Origin of the sequence: Pseudomonas sp. A6 (genome assembly GCF_052367875.1) — a bacterium.
GTDB classification, from domain to species: Bacteria; Pseudomonadota; Gammaproteobacteria; order Pseudomonadales; family Pseudomonadaceae; genus Pseudomonas; species Pseudomonas citronellolis.
The window spans coordinates 4,659,372-4,681,174 of the sequence record NZ_CP198970.1; the positions used below are offsets into that span (position 1 = coordinate 4,659,372).

The 21,803-nt window shown below is 68.4% G+C and carries 20 protein-coding genes; 3 read left to right on the forward strand and 17 right to left on the reverse strand.

Features of this window, described 5'->3' with window-relative positions; genetic code table 11:
• The first annotated feature begins 153 nt into the window (after positions 1-153).
• The 3 genes from antA to antC are packed head-to-tail and all read left to right on the forward strand — an operon-like array spanning position 154 to position 3,063.
• Positions 154-1,548, forward strand: coding sequence for an anthranilate 1,2-dioxygenase large subunit (gene antA, locus ACTWJ5_RS20310; RefSeq protein ID WP_444436401.1), 1,395 nt, complete (start codon positions 154-156; stop codon positions 1,546-1,548).
• On the forward strand, positions 1,545-2,036 hold the full coding sequence (antB, locus tag ACTWJ5_RS20315; protein WP_444436402.1) for an anthranilate 1,2-dioxygenase small subunit: 492 nt from the start codon (positions 1,545-1,547) through the stop codon (positions 2,034-2,036). The genes antA and antB overlap by 4 nt, the downstream gene beginning before the upstream one ends.
• A gap of 10 nt (positions 2,037-2,046) precedes the next feature.
• Positions 2,047-3,063, forward strand: a complete 1,017-nt coding sequence (gene antC / locus ACTWJ5_RS20320) for an anthranilate 1,2-dioxygenase electron transfer component AntC (RefSeq protein ID WP_249917071.1) — start codon at positions 2,047-2,049, stop codon at positions 3,061-3,063.
• A gap of 426 nt (positions 3,064-3,489) precedes the next feature.
• On the opposite strand, the gene ACTWJ5_RS20325 is transcribed toward antC, so the two are convergent.
• The 17 genes from ACTWJ5_RS20325 to catA all read right to left on the reverse strand — a co-directional run bounded on the left by ACTWJ5_RS20325 (position 3,490) and on the right by catA (position 21,754).
• On the reverse strand, positions 3,490-4,446 hold the full coding sequence (locus ACTWJ5_RS20325; RefSeq protein WP_444436403.1) for a LysR substrate-binding domain-containing protein: 957 nt from the start codon (positions 4,444-4,446) through the stop codon (positions 3,490-3,492).
• 20 nt (positions 4,447-4,466) lie between these two features.
• Complete coding sequence (locus ACTWJ5_RS20330) at positions 4,467-4,592, reverse strand: hypothetical protein (protein ID WP_255314656.1); 126 nt, start codon at positions 4,590-4,592, stop codon at positions 4,467-4,469.
• 56 nt (positions 4,593-4,648) lie between these two features.
• On the reverse strand, positions 4,649-6,328 hold the full coding sequence (locus ACTWJ5_RS20335; RefSeq protein WP_444436404.1) for an arylsulfatase: 1,680 nt from the start codon (positions 6,326-6,328) through the stop codon (positions 4,649-4,651).
• Between the two features lie 47 nt (positions 6,329-6,375).
• Positions 6,376-7,716 (reverse strand): MFS transporter, encoded by a 1,341-nt coding sequence (locus ACTWJ5_RS20340; RefSeq protein WP_444436405.1) that lies wholly within the window; start codon positions 7,714-7,716, stop codon positions 6,376-6,378.
• A 33-nt stretch (positions 7,717-7,749) separates the two neighbouring features.
• Positions 7,750-9,012: an OprD family porin gene (locus ACTWJ5_RS20345; RefSeq protein ID WP_444436406.1), complete on the reverse strand. Its 1,263-nt coding sequence runs from the start codon at positions 9,010-9,012 to the stop codon at positions 7,750-7,752.
• Between the two features lie 86 nt (positions 9,013-9,098).
• Complete coding sequence (locus tag ACTWJ5_RS20350) at positions 9,099-10,094, reverse strand: MBL fold metallo-hydrolase (RefSeq protein WP_444436407.1); 996 nt, start codon at positions 10,092-10,094, stop codon at positions 9,099-9,101.
• Positions 10,095-10,284: 190 nt separating this feature from the next.
• A complete protein-coding gene (locus ACTWJ5_RS20355; protein ID WP_253407104.1) occupies positions 10,285-11,271 on the reverse strand; it encodes an amidohydrolase family protein in 987 nt (328 codons plus the stop codon).
• On the reverse strand, positions 11,268-11,840 hold the full coding sequence (locus tag ACTWJ5_RS20360; RefSeq protein ID WP_301501119.1) for a 3-hydroxyanthranilate 3,4-dioxygenase: 573 nt from the start codon (positions 11,838-11,840) through the stop codon (positions 11,268-11,270). The genes ACTWJ5_RS20355 and ACTWJ5_RS20360 overlap by 4 nt, the downstream gene beginning before the upstream one ends.
• Before the next feature lie 20 nt (positions 11,841-11,860).
• Complete coding sequence (locus tag ACTWJ5_RS20365; protein WP_444436408.1) at positions 11,861-12,286, reverse strand: RidA family protein; 426 nt, start codon at positions 12,284-12,286, stop codon at positions 11,861-11,863.
• Positions 12,283-13,071, reverse strand: coding sequence for a 2-keto-4-pentenoate hydratase (locus tag ACTWJ5_RS20370; protein WP_444436409.1), 789 nt, complete (start codon positions 13,069-13,071; stop codon positions 12,283-12,285). The genes ACTWJ5_RS20365 and ACTWJ5_RS20370 overlap by 4 nt, the downstream gene beginning before the upstream one ends.
• Positions 13,072-13,367: 296 nt before the next feature.
• A complete protein-coding gene (gene mhpE / locus ACTWJ5_RS20375; protein WP_444436410.1) occupies positions 13,368-14,381 on the reverse strand; it encodes a 4-hydroxy-2-oxovalerate aldolase in 1,014 nt (337 codons plus the stop codon).
• Positions 14,378-15,310 (reverse strand): acetaldehyde dehydrogenase (acetylating), encoded by a 933-nt coding sequence (locus ACTWJ5_RS20380; RefSeq protein ID WP_444436411.1) that lies wholly within the window; start codon positions 15,308-15,310, stop codon positions 14,378-14,380. The genes mhpE and ACTWJ5_RS20380 overlap by 4 nt, the downstream gene beginning before the upstream one ends.
• A 148-nt stretch (positions 15,311-15,458) precedes the next feature.
• Positions 15,459-16,265 carry a 2-keto-4-pentenoate hydratase gene (locus ACTWJ5_RS20385; RefSeq protein ID WP_444436412.1) on the reverse strand — a complete coding sequence of 269 codons (807 nt, stop codon included), beginning with the start codon at positions 16,263-16,265 and terminating at the stop codon, positions 15,459-15,461.
• 15 nt (positions 16,266-16,280) lie between these two features.
• Positions 16,281-17,741: a 2-hydroxymuconic semialdehyde dehydrogenase gene (locus ACTWJ5_RS20390; RefSeq protein ID WP_444436413.1), complete on the reverse strand. Its 1,461-nt coding sequence runs from the start codon at positions 17,739-17,741 to the stop codon at positions 16,281-16,283.
• A 177-nt stretch (positions 17,742-17,918) separates the two neighbouring features.
• A complete protein-coding gene (locus ACTWJ5_RS20395; protein WP_444436414.1) occupies positions 17,919-19,178 on the reverse strand; it encodes an OprD family porin in 1,260 nt (419 codons plus the stop codon).
• A 199-nt stretch (positions 19,179-19,377) separates the two neighbouring features.
• Positions 19,378-20,577, reverse strand: coding sequence for a benzoate/H(+) symporter BenE family transporter (locus ACTWJ5_RS20400; protein WP_074982699.1), 1,200 nt, complete (start codon positions 20,575-20,577; stop codon positions 19,378-19,380).
• Positions 20,578-20,824: 247 nt separating this feature from the next.
• On the reverse strand, positions 20,825-21,754 hold the full coding sequence (gene catA / locus ACTWJ5_RS20405; protein ID WP_116424923.1) for a catechol 1,2-dioxygenase: 930 nt from the start codon (positions 21,752-21,754) through the stop codon (positions 20,825-20,827).
• Between the last annotated feature and the right edge of the window lie 49 nt (positions 21,755-21,803).

A 21,803-nucleotide genomic window follows, 5' to 3' on the forward strand; every position in this document is an offset into this window, starting at 1 on the left:
GCACTGCGGCTGGGCAGCTTCTACCCAGCCCCTGCACCGCGGTGTTACCCCGCCGCCAATTTTGCGGATCGCCTTCCCCCACTGGGCGGATAGACCGCCATGGCGCGCCGGCCGTGAAATGGCGCCACCGATCCGCCCGATGGGACAACAACAATGAACGCACCAAGCAAGAGCCTTGCGCAGTGGCAGGACTACATCCGTGGCTGCCTGGATTTCCGCCCCGCCGAAGGGGTATACCGCATCGCCCGGGACATGTTCACCGAGCCGGAACTGTTCGACCTGGAGATGGAGCTGATCTTCGAGAAGCAGTGGATCTACGCCTGCCACGAGAGCGAGATCGCCAAGCCCAACGACTTCATTACCCTGCGCGCCGGGCGCCAGCCGATGATCGTCAGCCGCGACGGCAACGGCGAGCTACACGCCATGGTCAACGCCTGCCAGCACCGCGGCGCCACCCTCACCCGGGTGTGCAAGGGCAACCAGTCCACCTTCACCTGCCCGTTCCACGCCTGGTGCTACAAGAGCGACGGGCGCCTGGTGAAGGTCAAGGCGCCGGGCGAATACCCGGCGGACTTCGACAAGGCCAGCCGCGGCCTGAAGAAGGCGCGCATCCAGAGCTACAAAGGCTTCGTCTTCATCAGCCTGGACGTGAGCGCCAGCGACAGCCTGGAAGACTTCCTCGGCGACGCGAAAGTGTTCTTCGACATGATGGTCGCGCAGTCCCCCACCGGCGAGTTGGAAGTGCTGCCGGGCCGCTCCGCCTACACCTTCGAGGGCAACTGGAAGCTGCAGAACGAGAACGGCCTGGACGGTTATCACGTCAGCACCGTGCACTACAACTACGTGGCCACCGTGCAGCACCGCCAACAGGTCAACGTCGAGAACGGCACCGCCAGCGGCACCCTGGACTACAGCAAGCTCGGCGCCGGCGATGCGCAGACCGACGACGGCTGGTTCAGCTTCCGCAACGGCCACAGCGTGTTGTTCAGCGACATGCCCAACCCCGCCGTGCGCCCCGGCTACGCCAGCGTGATGCCGCGCCTGGTCGAGGAACACGGCCAGGCCAGGGCCGAGTGGATGATGCACCGCCTGCGCAACCTGAACATCTACCCCAGCCTGTTCTTCATGGACCAGATCAGCTCGCAGCTGCGCATCGTCCGCCCCATCGCCTGGAACCGGACCGAAGTCATCAGCCAGTGCATCGGCGTCAAGGGCGAGTCCGACCAGGACCGCGAGAACCGCATCCGCCAGTTCGAGGACTTCTTCAACGTCTCCGGCATGGGCACCCCGGACGACCTGGTGGAATTCCGCGAGCAGCAGCGCGGCTTCCAGGGCCGCCTGGAGCGCTGGAGCGACATCTCCCGCGGCCACGGCAGATGGGTCGAGGGCCCGACGCCGAACAGCCAGACGCTGGGCATCGCCCCGGTGCTCACCGGCACCGAGATCACCCACGAAGGCCTCTACGTCAACCAGCACCAGCACTGGCAGCGCTTCCTCCTCGCCGGCCTGGAACGCAAGGCCCTGCAGCCCAAGGAGGTGCAGGCATGAACGCGCAACTGCAATACCGGGTGGAACAGTTCCTCTACCGCAACGCCGAGGCCTGCGACGCCCAGGACTGGGACGCCTACCTCGACATGTTCAGCGAGGACAGCGAGTTCCACGTCCCGCAGTGGGATTCCGAGCACGTCTACACCACCGACCCGAAGCGCGGCATGTCGCTGATCTACTACCCCAGCCGCGCCGGCCTGGAGGACCGGGTGTTCCGCATCCGCACCGGCAAGGCCGCCTCGACCATCCCCATGCCGCGCACCCTGCACGGCATCGACAACGTGCGCATCCGCGAACTGGACGGCGGCGAGCTGGAAGTGCGCGCCAACTGGCACACGCTGTTCTACCGCCTGGAGAGCCTCGGGCAGTTCTTCGGCCATGCCACCTACCGCCTGCGTCCCCATGGCGAGAGCTGGCTGATCGCCCGCAAGCATGTGCTGCTGCTCAACGACCGCATCGACTCGGTGCTCGACTTCTACCACCTGTGAGGATGGCCCGATGAACCACAAGGTCGCCTTCAGCTTCGCCGACGGCAAGACACTGTTCTTCCCCGTGCAAGGCAACGAAATCCTGCTCGACGCGGCGCTGCGCAACGGCATCAAGATTCCCTTGGACTGCCGCGAGGGCGTCTGCGGCACCTGCATGGGCCGCTGCGAATCCGGCAGCTACGCGATGGACTACGCCGACGAGGAAACCCTCTCCGCCGAGGACCTGGCCCAGCGCAAGATCCTCAGTTGCCAGACCCGCGTGCAGTCCGACGCCGCGTTCTACTTCGACTTCGACTCCAGCCTGTGCAGCGCCGCCGGCCCGGCCAGCCACCGCGGCGTGGTCAGCGGCGTCGAGCAGGTCTCGGCGAGCACCGCCATACTGCGCCTGCAGGTCGAAGGCCCGGCGCTGGACTACCTGCCCGGCCAGTACGCGCGCCTGCGCGTGCCGGGCACGGACGCGGTGCGCTCCTACTCCTTCGCCAACCGGCCCAATGCGCAGAACCAGCTGCAGTTCCTCATCCGCCTGCTGCCCGACGGCGCCATGAGCGACTACATCCGCGAGCGCTGCCAGCCGGGCGACGAAATCCGCTTCGAGGCACCGCTGGGCGCCTTCTACCTGCGCCACGTCGAACGCCCGCTGCTGCTGGTGGCCGGCGGCACCGGGCTGTCGGCCTTCCTCGGCATGCTCGACGAACTGGCCGAGGCCGGCGGCTGCGGCCAGCCGGTGCACCTGTACTACGGCGTGCGCCAGGCGGCGGACCTCTGCGAGCTGGAGCGCATCGCAGCCTACGCCGAGCGCATCCCGGGCTTCGCCTTCACTCCGGTGATCAGCGATGACGCCGGCTGGGACGGCAGGCGCGGCTACGTCACCGAGCACTTCGACGCCGCGGCCCTGCGCGATGCGCCCTTCGACATGTACCTGTGCGGCCCGCCGCCGATGGTCGAGTCGGTGAAGGAATGGTTGCAGGCGCAGGGCCTGGAGAACGGCCGGCTGTACCTGGAGAAATTCACCCAGAGCAACAATTGAACCCGTGAACGCTGCGGCTGGGCTGGGCGTAGGGCGAATAACCGTTCGCGGTTATCCGCCGTTGGCCCGGAACACCGCGGCTCTGTATCGCTTGGTAGGAGCGGGCCCTGCCCGCGATTCGCGCGCAGGGCGCGCTCCTACAGGGGAATGGCGTGGTTGGGGCAGCGTAGGAGCGGATCTCATCCGCGAACCGCGCCTGGACCTCCGGCTATCGCGGACAAGGTCCGCTCCTTGTTTTCTGGGTTATCCCCCTGCGGGCCAGCGCAAGCGCTGTTCGCGATGGAGCCGCGTCCCGCGAACGCGGGAACCCAATAAAAGGTGCAGGAAAAACGCCATCGTAGGATGGCGTTGAGCGAAGCGATACCCATCACCACGGCCCCATGGGTTTCGCAAGCTCAACCCATCCTACGAAAAGCGGCGGTGGCTTCACCCCTCCTCGCCCAGTTCCTCGCTGGCGGCGCGCAGGCATTCGCGGAACAGCCGCGCCGCCGGGCCCAGTTCGCGGCCGCTGGGGTGGAAGCAGCCGATGTCGCCGAAGCGCAGCGCGATGTCCAGCTCGAAGGCGCGGACGCCGCCGCCATCGGCCAATTGCCGGGCGGTTTCCAGGGGCAGCAGGCCGACGGTCTGCTGGTCCTGCATCAGGGCGACGTTGGTGAGCACCGATAGCGACTCGATCACGTTGCCCGGCAGCGCCAGGCCGGCTAGGGCGAACAGGTGGTCCACCGTCTGCCGCAGCAGCGAGCCGGGCGGCGGCAGCACCCAGGGGTAGGCGTGCAGCTCGGCCAGGCCCACTGCGCCGCCGGCATGCAGCGGGTGGCCATGGCCGCCGACGATGCACAGGCGCTCGTCGTAGAGCACGTCCACGCCCAGCGCCCGCGCCTCGCCGCGGGCCTGCCAGTCGTCCGGCACGCGGCCCACCACCAGGTCCACCTCGCCGCCGATGAGGGCCGGGAACAGCTGGTCGAACTGGCCGATGCGCACCGACACCAGCACCCGCGGCGCACGGCTCTTGAGCAGGCGCAGGGCGCGCGGCAACAGCGAGGTGGAGGCGGAGATCAGGGTGCCCACCACCACGTGCCCGGAAGTGCCGTCGCGGAAGGCCTCCACCTCGTCGCTCAGGGCCCGCAGCTCGGCGAGCATCGAGCGCGCCCGGCGCAGCACCAGCTCGCCCAGTTCGGTGACCTTCACCCCGCGGTTGCTGCGTTCGAGCAGCGGCGCATCGAAGTACGACTCCAACTCGTGGATGACCTTGGTCACCGCCGGCTGGGTCAGGTTCAGCACCTGCGCCGCGCGCAGCAACGAACCGCTCTGCACCACCTGGTCGAGCACCACCAGTTGGTAGAACTTCAGCTTGCGCGCGACCGATACCACACTCGACTTCATCGACTACCCCGACATCCGGCTCAGAAACGGAAAGTACCACGCATCGACAGGCAGGCCGTGCCATCGCCAGCCCGGGTGAGCGCCGGCAGGCCCGGCCTGGGAGTGAACGGAGTGGTTTTCTTCGGGATGCGGGCGAGCATCGGCATGGACGGTTCTCATCTCGGAAATGGCCCGGCCGTAATGGCCGGGCCTGCAAAGGGATTCATCGGCTGCTGGCGGCTTCCAGCAACTGCGGCACCAACGGCCTGCCCTGCGCGTCCAGGCGCAGGTTGTTGCGCTGGGCATAGGCGCGCCAGTCGCGCAGCAGCTCGGCCAGCGCCTGGGGCCGCTGCGCGGCCAGGTCGTGGCGCTCGCCCGGGTCGCTGGCGAGGTCGTAGAGGCGCCAGCGCGCCTGGGCGTCCTCGACGTCGTAGAGCAGCTTCAGCGAGCCCTTGCGCAGGGCGGCGTTGCCATTGAGCTCCCAGCCCAGCGGCTCGTCGGCGGCATGCACGCGCGCGCCTCGGCCGAACAGCAGCGGCAGCATGGACAGGCCCTGCGGCGGGATGACCTCGCGGCCCCGGTAGCGCGGCCCGGGCTGCTCGGCGCCGGCCAGCTCCAGCAGCGTCGGCAGCAGGTCGTGCACCCGCGCCAGCTGCGTGTTGCGCCCGGCGGCGATGCGCTGGGGCATGTAGGCGAACAGCGGCACCCGGTAGCCACCCTGGTAGGTGGTCATCTTGTAGCGCCGCCCCGGCAACGAGCTGACCTGCGCCCAGGCGCTGCCCTGCAGCAGGAAGGAGTCGCGCCGGCCGTAGTTTTCCTGGCGGTTGTCGAAGTGCTCCGCCACCCACCTGGCGTCCATGCTGTCGCGCCCTTCCGGGCCGTTGTCGGACATGAACAGCACCAGGGTGTTGTCCAGTTGCCCGCTGCGGCGCAGGTGGTCGAGCAGGCGGCCGACCTCGGCGTCGAAGGCCTCGACCATGGCCGCATAGACCTCCATGGTGCGCGCCGACTGGCGCTGCTGTTCGTCGCTCAGCGTGAACCAGGCCGGCACGCCTTCCAGTTGCGCCTGCGAGGGATAGCCCTCGGGGATCAGCCCCAGTTCGCGCTGACGCGCCAGGCGCTGCTCGGCGATGGCCTGGTAGCCGGCGTCGTAGCGTCCGCGGTACTTCGCCAGGTAGGCGTCCGGCGCCTGCAGCGGCCAGTGCGGCGCGGTATAGGCGGCAAAGGCGAAGAACGGCCGGCCGTCGCCGGCGCGGCGGTCGATCATCTCGATCAGGCGGTCGGTGTACCAGGTGCTGGAGTAGAAGTCGTCCGGCAACTCGATGGGCTGTCCGTCGTGCAGGTAGGTGGTGCTGTAGTTGGGCAGCAGCGCCATGTTGGCCTGCTTGAAGTTGGCCGCGCCGCCTTCCAGCAACACGTAGGACTCCTCGAAGCCCCGCTTCTGCGGCTGCAGTTCCGGCTGCTTGCCCAGGTGCCACTTGCCGGCGATGTAGGTGTGGTAGCCGGCATCGCCCAGCAGCTCGGCGAGGGTCGGCACCTTGGCCGCCAGCACGCCCTCGTAGCCGGGGCGCAGACGCTCGCGCTGCGCAGGTGGCAGGCGGCCGCGCCATTCGGCCATCATGCCGACGCCGACCAGGTGCGGGTCGTTGCCCGAGAGCAGCGCCGAGCGCGTGGTGGAGCAACTGGGCGTGGCGTGGAAGTCGAGGAAGGTCATGCCCTGGCGGGCCAGGCGGTCGAGGTTGGGGGTGGCGATCTCGCCACCCAGCGCACCTATGTCGGAGAAGCCCAGGTCGTCGGCGACGATCAGCAGCACGTTGGGCCGCTGGCCGCCGTCGGCGGCCTGGGCGAAGGGTAATGCGCTGGCCAGCAGCGCAGCGGCCAGCCACTTGAGCAAGGTATGCATGGAGATGAGGCCCTCCTTCCTGTCGTTGTCGGCCAGCCGCGGGCGCCTCAGGCGAGTTCACCCCGCGCGGCGCCCGGTGCACGGCGCAGGACCATGACGAACAGCGCCAGGCTGGCCAGCAGCGCCGGCGCGGCGAGCCAGATGAAGAACACCTGCAGGCCACCGGCGGCCTCGAACAGCCAGGCGCCGAGCAGCGAACCGATGATCGAGCCGGCGCGCCCGGCGCTCAGCGCCCAGCTCACGCCGGTGGCGCGGGCGTGGGTCGGGTACAGGGTGGCGGCGAGGATGCTCAGGTTGTTCAGCGCGCCGGTGAGGGTGAAGCCCACGGCGAAGACCATCAGCAGCAGCGCCAGGCCGTTGCCCAGCTGGGTGCCGGTCAGCGCCAGGGCCACGGCGGCGCACAGGCACAGCGGCGGCAGCAGGCGCTGGGCGCCGAAGCGATCCATCAGCAGGGCCATGACGATGCCGCCGATCACCCCGCCGAAGGGGATCATCGCGGCGATGTGCGAGGTCTCCTGGGTGCCGTAGCCGCTGCCGCGGAGGATGGTCGGCAGCCAGCTGGTCAGCAGGTAGAAGACGAACAGGCAGCAGAAGAAGGTCAGCCACAGCATCAGGGTGCGCAGCGCCCGGCCCTCGGCGAACAGCGTCGAGGCGGGCGAGCGCTGTTGCGCGGCGGCGACGTCGCCGACCAGGGTCGCTTCGTCCAGGTCCTGGCGCCCGCTGATGCGCCCGAGGATCGCCCGCAGCCGCTGGGCGTGCGCCGGGCTGCCGGCCATGAAGCAGGTGGATTCCGGCAGCGCCAGGACCAGCGCCGGCAACAGCACCAGCGGCGCCAGGCCGCCGCACAGCAGCAGGCCCTTCCAGCCCACCAGCGGCAGCAGCAGGCCGGCCACCCAGCCGCCCAGGGCCAGGCCCAGGGTGAAGCCGGAATAGCTCAGGGTCACCAGCAGCATGCGCCGCCGCGCCGGCGAGTATTCCGAGCTCAGGGTAATGGCGTTGGGCAGCACGCCGCCCAGGCCCAGGCCGGTGAAGAAGCGCAGCGCGGTGAGCACCTCGATGTTCGGCGCCAGGGCGCAGGCCAGGGTGCCCAGGGCGACTATGCCCAGGCTGAGCAGCAGGACGAACTTGCGGCCCTTGCGGTCGGCCACCGGGCCGAAGCCGACGCTGCCCACCAGCATGCCGAACAGCCCGGCGGCGAAGGCCGGGGCCAACTGGCCGCGGGTGATGCCCCAGTCGCGGATCAACTCGGGGGCGATATAGCCGATGGCGGCGGTGTCGAAGCCGTCGAGCACCACCACCAGGAAGCACAGCAGCAACACGCGGATCTGCAGGGCGGACAGCGGACTGTTGTCGATCACGTCGCTGACGCGCAGGGTTTGTCTGTTCATGGCGTTCTTCTCGTTGCTAGGGGGTGGGCCGGCTCAGAAGAGCTTCCAGGTGTAACTGAGGATCAGGCGGTTCTCGTCGACGTCGGTGAGGTAGTTGGAGCGGGCCACGGCGTTGCGCAGGCGGACGTTCAGCCCGGCCAGCGGGCCGCCCTGCAGCGTGTAGGCCAGCTCCAGGTCGCGCTCGCGGTCGCGGCCCTCGAAGCCCCTGCCGGTGTCGACGTTGCTGCCGCGCAGGTAGCGCAGCGTGGTGCTCAGGCCGGGGATGCCGAGGGCGGCGAAGTCGTAGTCGTGGCGCACTTGCCAGGAGCGCTCGTCGGCCGAGGCGAACATGAAAGTGGGCACCTCGTTGCCCAGCGGCGCGACGTTGGGGAATACCCGCGGGAAGCCGTCGTCGCCGAACATGCCCTGGTAGCCGACGTAGAAGGTGTGCCCGCCGCGCTTGGCCGAGAGCAGCGCGTAGAAGGCGCGGTTGTCCAGGTTGCCGAGCAGGCGCTTGCCGTCCTCGTTGGCGTCGTAGTAGCCGAGGTTGCCGCCCAGCACCCAGTCGCCGACGCTCTGGCTGTGCTTGAGGCCGAGAAAGCCCTGGCGGTAGATGTCTTCCAACTGGCCGTACCACAGGCTGGCGCGGGTGCGCTTGGCGTTGAAGTCATAGTCGCCACCGGCGAAGTTGAAGGCGTCGCTTTCCACCTGGCGGTAGGGCGTCGCGCCGACCATCGCCTGCAGGTCGCTGGTGCCGGCCTCGTTGCGCATGCTGTAGGACTTCAGCCGCCCCGCCTGCAGGGCCAGGCCGGGAATATCCGCGGAGGCCAGCATGGCGCCCTGGTAGGTCGGCGGCAGCAGGCGGTTGTCGCTGGCCGGCAGCACCGGCAGGTTGGGCTGCAGTTCGCCGAGCTTGAGTTCGCTGTGCGAGACCTTCGCCTTCAGCGCCACGCCCAGGCGGCTGTAGTCGTCCGGCGCGCGGCCGTCGCCGTCCACCGGCAGCAGGCCGGTGTTGGCCCGGTCCGGGCTGCTGTCCAGCTTCAGTCCGAGCAGGCCGATGGCGTCCACGCCGAAGCCCACGGGGCCCGGCGTGTAGCCGGAACGGAAGTCGAGGATGAAGCCCTGGGCCCACTCCTCCGCCTTCGATTGCCGGCTGGCGCCGACGATGTCCGAATAGTCGCGGCTGAAGTAGTAGTTGCGCGCCTGCAGGGTGGCGCTGGCGCCCTCGACCAGGCCCTCGCCGGCCTCGACCTGGGGCAGCGCCGCCAGGGTGCCGGAGGCGAGCACCGCCAGGGACAGTTTGGGTTGATTGCTCATGCTGCTTGCACTCTTCTCGTTGTTGTAGGCAAAGCGTCCCCTGCCACCGGCAGCCCGGCGGCAGGAATGAGTCGGTAGCGGAGTCGTCAGTTCACCGGTTCGCGCTGGCGCAGCGCGGCGTCGTAGGGCTCGCGCACTACGCCCTTGGGCGTCAGTTCGAAGGCCATCAGGTCCTGGCCGATGACGAAGGAACCGTCGTAGCCCTGGGCCACGCGCGCACGGATGTCCTCTTCGGAAGCGCGGCCGATGTCGCCGCGGCTGTACAGCGAGATGTGGGAGAACACCGCATCGCGCGGACGCGTCTCGCTGAGCACTTTCGCCACCGTCTCCGGGTTGGCCAGGTAGTCGTAGAAGTGCTTCACGTAGTCGGGGTAGGCCTTTTCCAGCTGATGGCTGGCGATCGACAGGGAGTGCACCAGCAGGTCCACGCCCTTGGCCTGGCGGACCAGGTTGGGGGCATAGGTGGTGTCGCCGGAGAGCACCACCGACCGCCCCGCGTAGTCGATGCGATAGCCGTACGCCGGCTTCACGTAGCCGTGGTCCACCAGGAACGCGGTGACCTTCACGCCCTCCTTGTCGAAGACCACGCCGCCTTCCGCCGGTATGGCCTGGTCGGCGATGCGCGCGGCCTGCGCGTTGGTCTCCTTGCCGCGGATGCGGTTGTTCTCGCTGAACATCTGCTCGATGCCCCGCGCCACGCTGTCGATGCCCTTGGGCCCATAGACCGGCAGGGCCTGGGTGCGCCGGCCGTCGTCGGTGGGCAGCGGTGCGGTGGCGTACAGGTCCGGCAGGCCGGTGAGGTGATCGGAGTGCAGATGCGTGATGAACACCGCCTCGATATCGCGCAGCGGCACCTGCAGCTGGTGCAGGCGGATGGCCGCGCCGCGCCCGGCGTCGAACAGCAGCTTGTGCGGGCCGGCCTCGACCAGGGTGCTCATGCCGAAGCGGTTGACGTTGAGGATCGGGGTCCCGGTGCCCAGCAGGGTCACCTTGATGCTGTCTTCCGCCGCTGCGGAGGCGGGGGCGCCATGCAGCGCCAGCAAGGCGGCGCCGACGGCGCCCAGGATGCGCAGAGCTTTCATCGTGTTCTACCTTCTATTGTTGTTATTGGTCGCTTGGCCGGTACCGGCCCGGCACGCCCAGCCATTAGCGGCCGCCGCTCCCTGCCGGTCTATCCGCATAGTCGGCGGCTTCGATCCGCTGAGTGCCGCTACGCTCGCCGCGCCGCCCGGCTCGCGGCCGCCGGGTCGGAAGCCGCCGCCGCGCTCCCTTTCAAAGGCCGAAGAAGGCCTGGGCGTTGCTGGCGCAAATGCGAGCCTTGTCCTGCTCGCTGAGCTGCGGGTGTTCCAGCACGCCGGCGCCGATGCTCTGTTCGCCCAGTGGGAAGGGCGAGTCGGAGCCGAGCATCACGCGGTCGGCGCCCATCACGTCCACCAGCAGGCGCAGCGCGCCGGGGTCGAATACCGCCGAGTCGACGAAGAAGCGCTTGACGTAGCTGGACGGCAGCTGCGGGCAGTCCTCGCGGACGATGTCGCGGTGGCGCCAGGCGTTGTCCACCCGCCCGAGCAGGAAGGCGAAGCCGCCGCCGCCGTGGGCGAAGCAGATGCGCAGCGACTCGGGCAGGCGCTCGAAGGCGCCGGAGAGGATCAGCGAGAGGATGCCCAGCTGGGTTTCCGCCGGCATGGCCACCAGCCAGGGCAGCATCCACTTCTTCATGCGCTCGCGGCCCATCATGTCCCAGGGGTGCACCAGCAGCGGGATGCCTTCGTTGGCGCAGTGGCGCAGGAAGATCTCCAGGCCGGAATCGTCCAGGTCACGCTCGCCGACGTGGTTGCCGATCTGCACGCCGACGTGGCCGCAGGCCATGGCCCGGCTGGCTTCGCGGCAGGCGGCGTCGATGTCCTGCAGCGGCACCTGGGCCAGCACCTTGAGGCGCTCCGGGGCAGCGGCGGTCATCTCCAGGGCGCGGTCGTTCATCAGCTGCGCCCAGGGCAAGGCGCGTTCGATGGGCTGGTCGTAGCCGAACATCACCGGGGTGGCGCACATCACCTGGGCGTCCAGGCCCTGCTCGTCCAGGTGTTCGATGCGTCGCACCGGGTCCCAGAGCACGTCGTGCACCGGGCGGAAGGGCTTGTCGCCGAGCATGATCTGCCCGCGCCGGCCCTCGGTGTGCAGCCAGGGCGCGCGCTGCGGGTGCAGGCGCGCGGCCTCGGCCTGGGTGATGCGCGGGAAGAAGTGCGAGTGGATGTCGATCTTCATACGGAGTGGAACTCGTTGAGTGTCTGGTGCCAGGCCTGCCAGTCGCGGCCGGGATGGATCTCGCCGCATTCGTGGCAGCGGCGTTCCTCGTCGGAGGTGGCGTAGAACTGCTCGTACACCGGCGGCAGGTCGGCGACGATGCTTTGCAACTGCATCTCGTAGCGCTTGATCAGGCAGCCGCAGCGCGCACAGGACCACTGCAGGGCGTCGTGCTGGCCCGCCGGGCGGCGGTGCTCGATGACCAGGCACAGGCTGCCGGGCTCGGGGCGTTGCGGCGAATGGATGACGTGCGGGGCCATCAGGTAGATGTCGCCTTCCTTGAGGTCCACCCGCTCGTAGCGGCCGCGGTCCCAGATGTTCAGGTAGGCGTTGCCCTTGAACTGGTAGAAGAACTCTTCCACCGGGTCGTCGTGGAAGTCGGTGCGCTGGTTGGGGCCACCGACCACGGTGACCATGTAGTCGCTGCCCTGCCAGATCTGCTGGTTGTTCACCGGCGGCTTGAGCAGGTGGGCGTGCTCGTCGAGCCAGCGGTTGAAATTGAAGGGGGCGCTGAAGTGGTGCTTGTCCATTGTTGTTGTCTCCCAGCGGTTCAATGGGTGCGGGGGGCGTAGGCCACCGCCTTGATCTCGATGCGCAGGTGCGGGTGCGGTAGTTGGTGCACGGCCACGGTGGTGCGGGTCGGGCCGTTCTCGTCGAAGTACTGGGCGTAGACCTGGTTGTAGCCGCCGAAGTCGTTCATATCGACGAGGAAGCTGCTGATCTCGACCACGTCCGACAGCCGCGCGCCCTCGCTGGCGAGGATGTCGCGGATGTTCTCGATCACCGCGCGGGTCTGGGCGCGGATGTCGAGGTTGGTGGTGCCCATGGCGTCCACCTCGACGCCGACGAAGCTGTTGTCCGGGCGCCGCGAGCTGGTGCCGGAGACGAAGAGAAAGTCGCCGGCGCGCTTGATGTGCGGGAAGCGCCCGCGCGGGGTGGCCTTGCCGGCGACCACGGTGGATTTGTTGTCGCTCATGCTGCTGCTCCTTGAGGGTTGCGGACGCTGAAGCTGCTCTGTCCCAGGCCCTGGACTTCGACGCTGACGTGCATGTCAGGGCGCAGCGCCTCGGCGGCGGTGGCGGCGCCGGCCATCACCAGGCTGCCGGCGGGCAGTTCGATCTGCGCCTGGTGCAGCAGGCGCGAGGCCTGCACCAGGCTGCGCAGCGGGTTGCCGAGGATGGCGGCGCTGGAACCGGCCTGGACCACGCGGCCATCCAGGCGCAGCACCACGCCGGCATTGGCCAGGGCGCCGAAGTCCCGCGACCAGGGGCCGACGGTGAGGCCGGCGGAGGAGCAGTTGTCCGCCACCACGTCTTCGAGGCTGAACTTGAAGGCCTGGTAGCGCGAGTCGATGATCTCCAGCGCCGGGGCCACGGCCTCGATGTAGTCGGCGGCTTCCAGCAGCGTCAGCGGGCGGTCGATGGCGCGGCGGGTGAGGAAGCAGACTTCCGGCTCGACGCGCGGGTGGATGTAGCGGCCCAGGTCGACCAGGCCGCCGTCCTCTTCCAGCATGGCGTCGGTGAGCCAGCCCCAGATCAGGCTGTCGACGCCCATCTGGACCATCTTGGCGCGGCTGGTGAAGCCGAGCTTGACGCCGATGCCGCGCTCGCCGTCGTCGTAGCGACGCTGCATGGAGGCGCGCTGGATGCGGTAGGCGTCATCCAGGCTGAAGGGCGTGCTGGCGCTGAACTGCGCCAGGGGTTCGGCATGCCGCGCGGCCTGGTCGAGGGCCTGGGCGATGCGGGGGATGTCGGTGCTCATGTGTGGTGCTCCTGCAATTCAGGCTTTTCGTAGGATCGAGCGAACCCGGTCTCGCAGCGGGGTTGGTTCGCGAGCAAGCTCGCTCCTACAGGGCTAGGTCGATGCTTTCGTAGGATGGGTTGAGCCTGCGAAACCCATCGGGCATGGCGATGGGTATCGCTTCGCTCAACCCATCCTACGAGGGTGTTTCTCCTGCGCCAGCAACTGCGCCGCGGTGCTCTTCGTAGGAGCGAGCTTGCTCGCGAACCTGGCCTCACAGCGGGGGTTGGTTCGCGAGCAAGCTCGCTCCTACAGGGCTAGGTCGGTGCTTTGAGGAGGTCCAGGGCCACGTCGACGATCATGTCTTCCTGGCCACCGACCATGCGCCGCTTGCCCAGCTCGACGAGGATGTCCACCGCCTTGATGCCGTACTTGGCCGAGGCCACCTCGGCGTGGCGCAGGAAGCTCGAATAAACGCCGGCGTAACCGAGCGCGAGGGTTTCGCGGTCGACGCGCACCGGGCGGTCCTGCAGTGGGCGCACCAGATCGTCGGCGGCGTCCATCAGCGCATAGAGGTCGGTGCCGTGGTGCCAACCGAGCTTGTCGGCGGCGGCGATGAAGACCTCCAACGGCGCGTTGCCCGCTCCCGCGCCCATACCCGCCAGGCTGGCATCGATGCGGTTGCAGCCCTCCTCCACCGCGGCGATGGAGTTCGCTACACCGAGGCTGAGGTTGTGGTGGGCGTGGATGCCGGTTTCGGTTTCGGGCTTCAGGACAGCCTTCACGGCACGGAAGTGCGCGCGGATGTCATCCATGTTCATCGCACCACCGGAATCGACGACGTAGATGCAGGTAGCTCCGTAGCTCTCCATCAGCTTGGCCTGTTGGGCTAAACCTTCAGGGGTTTGCATGTGGCTCATCATCAGGAAGCCCACGGTGTCCATGCCGAGTTCGCGGGCATATTCGATGTGCTGCTTGGACACATCGGCTTCGGTGCAATGGGTGGCCACGCGGACCACGCGGGCGCCGGCGTTGTAGGCATTCTTCAGGTCGTGGATAGTGCCGATACCCGGCAGCAGCAGCGTGGCGATCTTGGCGTGCTTCACCACATCGGCCGCCGCTTCGATCCACTCCAGATCGGTGTGGGCGCCGAAACCGTAGTTGAAGGACGAACCTTGCAGGCCATCGCCGTGAGCGACTTCGATGGAGTCCACCTTGGCGAGGTCGAGTGCGGCAGCAATCGCACGCACATCCTCCAGCGAATACTGATGGCGGATCGCGTGCATACCGTCACGCAGCGTCACGTCGGAGATATAGAGTTTCTGGCTCATACCGAAGCCCCCATTGCCTGCGCCATGCGCTCGGCGGTGGCCAGCGCGGCGGAGGTCATGATGTCGAGGTTGCCGGCGTAGGCCGGCAGGTAGTGGGCGGCACCTTCGACTTCGAGGAACACGGAAGTCTTCAGCCCGGAGAAACGGCCACGGCCGGGAATGTTCAGGTCACGGACTTCGTCGAACTGCACCTTCTGCTTCAGGCGGTAGCCCGGCACATAGGCCTGAACCGCAGCAGCCATCTCCTCGATGGAGGCCTCGACCTTGGCTTGATCGACCGACTCGCTGAGCACGTACACCGTGTCACGCATGATCAGCGGCGGCTCGGCCGGGTTCATGATGATGATCGCCTTGCCCTTCGCCGCGCCGCCGATCACTTCGATGGCTTTCGAGGTGGTCTCGGTGAACTCGTCGATATTGGCGCGAGTACCGGGACCCGCCGACTTCGAAGCGATGGAGGCAATGATTTCCGCGTAGTGGACTTTGGCCACACGGGAGACCGCCGCCACCATCGGAATGGTCGCCTGCCCGCCGCAGGTCACCATGTTCACGTTGCTGGCCGTGAGGTGCTGCTCCAGGTTGACCACCGGCACGCAATACGGACCGATCGCTGCCGGGGTCAGGTCGATCATCCGCAGCCCGGGCTTCACGCCAAGCAGGAAGGCGTCGTTCTTCACGTGGGCGCTGGCGGAAGTGGCATCGAAGACGAAGTCGATGTCGGCGAAAACCGGCAGTTTCACCAGCCCTTCGACACCCTCGTGGGTGGTGGCCAGGCCCAGGCGGGCGGCGCGGGCCAGGCCGTCGGAGGCCGGGTCGATGCCGACCATGGCGGCCATTTCCAGATGCTGCGCATTGCGCAGGACTTTGATCATCAAATCGGTGCCGATATTGCCGGAACCGATGATGGCGACTTTGCGTTTGTTGCTCATGGCATTCCTCGGAAAGCGTTCGATCAAGAGCAAAGAGCTCGATTAAGAGCGCTGAAGGCTGGAGGCTGAACGACAAGCAGTCCCTGCCACGGTGGAGGTCGGCGCTCTTTCGTCCAGCCCTCCAGCCTCCAGCGCTTTTTTCGGCTTTTTAGCTCTGCACGAAGGAGGCGCTGACGCGCCCCAACCCCTGGATTTCGGCGCTGAATACATCGCCTGGGCGCACCGCCACCATCGGCCCCAGGGCGCCGGTGAGCACCACGTCGCCGGCGCGCAGCGGCTCGCCCAGGCGGGCCATGGTGTCGGCCAGCCAGAGCGCGGCGTTCAGCGGGTTGTCCAGGCAGGCGGCGCCGGCGCCGACGGATACCGGCTCGCCGCGCAGGCTCAGGCTCATGCCGCAGTTCACCAGGTCCAGCCGGTCCAGGCGCACCGGACGGCTGCCGAGGACGAAGAGTCCGGAGGAGGCGTTGTCGGCCACGGTGTCGAGCAGGCTGATGTCCCAGTTGGCGACGCGGCTGCCGACGACCTCGATGGCCGGCAGGGCGAAGGCGGTGGCGCGGATGATGTCGGCCAGGGTGTGGCGCTCGTGGCACAGGTCGTGTTCCAGCACCAGGGCGATTTCCGCCTCCACCTTGGGCTGCTGGCAGTCGCCCCAGGCGATGGGCTGGCCGTCGCCGCGGGCCATCTGGGCGAACAGGCGGCCGAAGTCCGGCTGCTCGACGCCCAGCTGGCGCTGCACGGCGCGGGAGGTCAGGCCGATCTTGTGGCCCACCGGGCGCCAGCCGGCGGCGATGTCGGCGACGTTGTTGCATTGCTGTACGGCGTAGGCCAGGTCGAGGGCGGCGGCCCCCTGTTCGTTGGCGGCCTGCTGGACGAGGTCGCGCACCGGCGCGCACGGCTGGCCCTGTTCACGGGCCTGGCGCAGGCGCGCGGCGGCTTCGGCTATGGCTGGATGCATGGGCTTCTCCTGGCCTCAGGGGTTGACGCAGATGGTGGTGAGTTCGGAATAGAAATCCAGCGAGTGGCGGCCGCCCTCGCGGCCCAGGCCGGACAGCCGGGCGCCGCCGAAGGGGGTGCGCAGGTCGCGCAGGAACCAGGTGTTGACCCACACCATGCCCACGTGGATGCGTCGCGAGACGCGGTGCGCGCGGCCCAGGTCGCGGGTCCACAGCGAGGCGGCCAGGCCATAGGCGGAGTCGTTGACGCGGCGCAGCACTTCCTCGTCGCTGTCGAAGGGCGCGATGTGGCAGACCGGGCCGAAGACTTCCTCGCGCATGCAGCGGGCGTCGTCGGCGAGGCCGGTCCAGATGGTCGGCTGGACGAAGGCGCCGTTGTCGCGCGCATCGCCGAACTTCGGCACGCCGCCGCCGCTGACCACCGTGGCGCCCTCCTCGCGGGCCAGCTGGAAGTAACCCAGCACCTTGTCGCGGTGCTTGTGGGAGATCAGCGAGCCCATGTTCACGCCGTCTTCGTCGGGGTAGCCGATCTTCAGCTGCTCGGCGCCTGCCTTGAGCGCGGCGACGAAGCGTTCGTAGATCGGCCGCTCGACGTAGACGCGCTCGGAGCACAGGCAGACCTGCCCGGAGTTGGTGAAGCTGGAACGCAGCACCCCGGCCACGGCGGCGTCGAAGTCGCAGTCGGCGAAGACCACCGCGGCGTTCTTGCCGCCCAGCTCGAAGGAGACTTCGCGCACGCCTTCGGCGGCGGCGCGCATGATGGTCGAGCCGGTGCGCGACTCGCCGGTGAAGGTGATGGCATCGACTTCCGGGTGGCGGGTGAGGAACTCGCCGGCGGAGTTCGGCCCGAAGCCGTGGACCAGGTTGAAGGCCCCGGCGGGCACGCCCACCTCGTGCATCACCTCGGCCAGCAGGGTGGCGCTGGAGGGCGTGTCTTCCGAGGGCTTGACCACCACCGAGTTGCCGCAGGCCAGGGCCGGCGCGACCTTCCAGGTGAGCAGCAGCAGCGGCAGGTTCCACGGCGAGATGATCGCCACCACGCCATGGGGCTTGCGCACCGTGTAGCTGAACACGTCGCTGCCGTCGCCGGTGCGCATCTCGAAGAATTCGCTGCCGCCCTGGCGCACCAGGTCGGCGAAGGTGCGGAAGTTCTGCACGCCACGGGCCACGTCGAGGCTGCGGGCCTGGTGTACGGGGCGACCGGTGTCGGCCACCTCGGCGGCGACGAAGTCTTCGAAGCGCCGCTCGATGCCGTCGGCGATGCGTTCCAGCAGCTCGGCGCGCTGGGCGGCGCTGTAGCTGACCCAGGGGCCGTTCTGCGCCTGCGCGGCGGCGCTGACCGCGGCATCGACTTCCACCTCGCCGGCCTCGCAGACCTGGCCGAGGACGCGGCCATCCACCGGGGAGACGTTGTCGAAGGTGCGGCTGCTGGCTACGAAAGCTCCGGCGATGTAGTGGCGGAGCAAGGAATGGGACACGGCGACCTCCTGCATAGGCTTGTTTTTCGCCGAGTCTAGGGAGGCCGCCTATAAGCGGATAATCAAAAAAGCGCTCTCAGGTATCCCTTACAGGAATACCGGAAATACCCTCGGGCGCCCTCCTCCATCCGCCCCGGTAGCCGGGGCGGACAGGGGGCCGAGCGGCCCCGGATGGGCTCAGAACAGCTTCCAGGTGTAGCTGAGGATCAGGCGGTTCTCGTCGATGTCGCTGCGGTAGTTGGAGCGCGCCATGACGTTGCGCACGCGCACGTTGAGCCCGGCCACCGGGCCGCTCTGCACGGTGTAGCCGATGTCCAGGTCGCGCTCGCGGTCCTTGCCCTCGAAGCCCTGACCGGTGTCGACGTTGTTGCCGCTGATGTAGCGCACGGTGGTGGTCAGGCCGGGCACGCCGAGGGCGACAAAGTCGTAGTCGTAGCGCGCTTGCCAGGAGCGCTCGTCGGTGGAGGCGAACTCGTAGGTCGGCACCTCGTTGCCCAGCGGCGAGACGTTGGCGAACACGCGGGGGAAGGCGCTGTCGCCGAACATGCCCTGGTAGCCGAGGTAGAAGGTGTGCCCGCCATGCCTGGCCGAGAACAGCGAGTAGAAGGCGCGGTTGTCGATGTCGCCGAGCAGGTGCTTGCCATCCTCGCTGGCGTCGAAGTAGCCGAGGTTGGCGCCCAGCACCCAGTCGCCCAGCGGCTGGGCGTGCTTGAGGCCGAGGAAGCGCTGCTTGTAGATGTCTTCCAGCTGGCCGTACCAGGCGCTGACGCGGGTGCGCTTGGCGTTGAAGTCGTAGTCGCCGCCGGCATAGTTGAAGGCATCGCTCTCGGCCTGGCGCTGCGGCTGGTAGCTGAGCATGGCGAGCATCTTCTCGTCGCCGCCCTCGTTGCGCAGGTGTGTGGAGGTGAGGTGCCCGGCCTGCAGGGTCAGCCCGGGGATTTCGCTGGAGGTCAGCGAGGTGCCCTGGTAGCTGGGCGGCAGCAGGCGGATGTCGCTGAACACCAGCACCGGCAGGTTGGGCTGCAGCTCGCCGATTTTCAGCTCGGTCTTCGAGAACTTCATCTTGCCGGCCACGCCCAGGCGGCTGTAGTCGTCCGGCGCGCGGCCGTCGCCGCCCACCGGCAGCAGGCCGCTGTTGGTGCGGTCGGGGCTGCTGTCCAGCTTCAGGCCCAATACGCCGATGGCGTCCAGGCCGAAGCCGATGGGCCCCGGGGTGTAGCCGGAACGGAAGTCGAGGATGAAGCCCTGGGCCCACTCCTCCGCCTTGGACTGCCGGTTGGGCCCGACGATGTCGGAGAAGTCGCGGCTGAAGTAGTAGTTGCGTGCCTGCAGGGTGGCGCTGGCACCTTCGATCAGCCCTTCGGCCGCGGCCGCCGGCTGGGCGGCGGCCACGCCGATGCCCAGCGCGACGGCGGTCACGCATACGCGATTGCTCATGGTTTTCTCTTGTTCTTATGGTTGTGCGATCCCCTGCCGAGCGACCGGAGGGCCGCGGCTTGGCGCAGGGCGGGGAGTCATGTATCGGCGACGGGGGCCCGGGGCTGTCCGCTTCGATCAGCCGCCCTGCCCTGCTTCCGCTGCCGTGTTGCCTTGGGCGGACGCCCCGGCCGGGCGCCCGCTTGCCGTTGCCCGATGGTCAGGCGCGCACGGCGCGCGCCTCGCGTTGAGGAGTGCGGCGGCGCACCAGCAGCAGGTGCGCGGCCAGGCCGAAGATCAGGCCCCAGAAGGCCGCCGACAGGCCGAGGAAGGACATGCCCGAAGCGGTGACCAGGAAGGTGATCAGCGCCGCCTCACGGTCCTCGGGCACGCCCATGGCGCCGGCCAGGGCTCCGCCGATGGCGCCGAACAGCGCAAGGCCGGCCAGCGCGGCGATCAGCTCGCGAGGGAAGGCGCTGAACAGCGACACCAGGGTCGCGCCGAACAGCCCCAGCAGCAGGTAGGCGACGCCGCCCACCACCCCGGCGACGTAGCGCCGCGCCGGATCCTCGTGGGCCTCGCGGCCGGTGCAGATGGCCGCGGTGATGGCGGCGAGGTTCAGGCCGTGGCAGCCGAAGGGCGCCAGCAGCAGGGTGCCCAGGGCGCTGCTGGCGATCAGCGGGCGCGCCGGGGTCTGGTAGCCGTCGTTGCGCAGCACGGCGATGCCCGGCACGAACTGCCCGGTGAGCGCCACCACCACCAGCGGCAGGGCGATGTTGAGCAGCGCGTGCAGGCTGAACTCAGGGGCGATCCATTGCGGCGTGGCCAGGCCGATCACCAGCGCCGAGGCGTTCAGCTCGCCGCCGCCGATGGCCATGGCGCAGCCCACCAGCAGCACCAGGGCCACCGCGTAGCGCGGCGCCAGGCGCTTGCCCAGCAGGTAGGCGACGAACATGGCCAGGACCAGCGCCGGCTTGGCCTGCAGCGAGACGAACAGCTGGGTGCCGAAGCTGAACAGGATGCCGGCGAGCATGGCCGCCGAAATGGCCGGCGGCAGCTTGCCGACCACACGGTCGAAGGCGCCGGAGATGCCCACCAGGAAGATGATCAGGCTCGACACCAGGTAGGCGCCCACCGCCTCGTTCAGGCTGATGCCCGGCAGCAGCGCCACCAGCAGCGCCGAGCCGGGCGCCGACCAGGCGATCACCAGCGGCACCTTGTAGCGCAGGCTGAGGAGGATACCGAGCACGCCGCTGCCGATGGAGATCGCCCACACCCAGGACGACACCGCGGCGTCGGGCAGGCCGGCGCTCTTGGCCGCCTGGAAGATGATCACCAGGGGGCCGGCGTAGGAAATCAGTGTGGCGATCAACCCGGCCACCAGGGCGGACAGCGAGAAGTCGCGGATGAGGTCTTTCATGGCGCCTCACTTTTTCTTGTTCTGCACGCAAGGCTTCGCCGTGCCGGCAAGCCGGCTCGGGACGATGCTTGGGGTAACCGTGTAGGAGCGAGCTTGCTCGCGAACCAACCCCCGCTGCGAGGCTGGGTTCGCGAGCAAGCTCGCTCCTACACCGTTTTCTGGGTTCCCGCGTTCGCGGGAATGACGTCGGGAAACACAGTTCTCAACCCGTCATTCCCGCGCACGCGGGAACCCAGAGAACAGCGCCTCAGGCGCCCTGCACCTGCAGCGCGCGCGGGCGGTGGCTGCGCTGTTCGTCTTCGGCGCTGGCGGCCTTCTGCAGCTGGAAGCTGAATTCCAGCTCGGCCACGCGGCCGTCGATGCCGCGGACGTTCTCGGCGAACTTCACTTCGCCGACCAGGCCATCGCGGGTGGCGTAGGCGAAGTCGTCCCACAGGTACTGGTCGCCCGACAGGTTGATCTGGGTGGTCAGGTGGCGGTAGCCGGGCGCCGAGATGAAGAAGTGGATGTGCGCCGGGCGCTGGCCGTGGCGGCCGAGCTGGTCCAGGCATTCCTGGGTCGGGCCCTGCGGGTCGCAGCCGTAGCCGCTGGGGACGATGCTGCGGGCGCGGTAGCGGCCCTCGGCGTCGGTAATGATGCGGCGGCGCAGGTTGTACTCGGACTGGCTCTGGTCGAAGTAGGAGTAGTTGCCCTTGGTGTTGGCATGCCACAGGTCGACGGTGGCACCGGCGACGGGCTTGCCGTCCAGGTCCAGCACCTGGCCTTCGAGGAACATCACGGTGGCCACGCCATCCTCGCTGCCGTCGTCCATGCGCGCCTCGCCCTCGACGATGGGCGCGCCGGCCACGTACAGCGGGCCTTCGATGGTGCGCGGGGTGCCGCCGGTCTTGCCGATCTGCGCGTCCTTGGCGTCGTTGAGCAGGTCGATGAAGTGCTCGATGCCCAGGCCGGCCACCAGCAGGCCGGCTTCGCCGCGGCCGCCCAAGCGGTTCAGGTAGTCCACGGCGGTCCAGAATTCGTCGTCGGTGACTTCCAGGTCCTCGATGAGTTTCGCGGTGTCCTGCAGCACGCGCAGGACGATCTGCTTCAGGCGCGGGCTGCCGTTGTCGTTGCCGTAGCCGGCGGCTTCTTCGAAGAACTTCTGGATCTCGGCAGTCTGGGAAATCTTCACGGTCATGGTGTTCACCTCGTCTTGTTCTTATACAAGGGTTTCGTCGTTGGGGTTC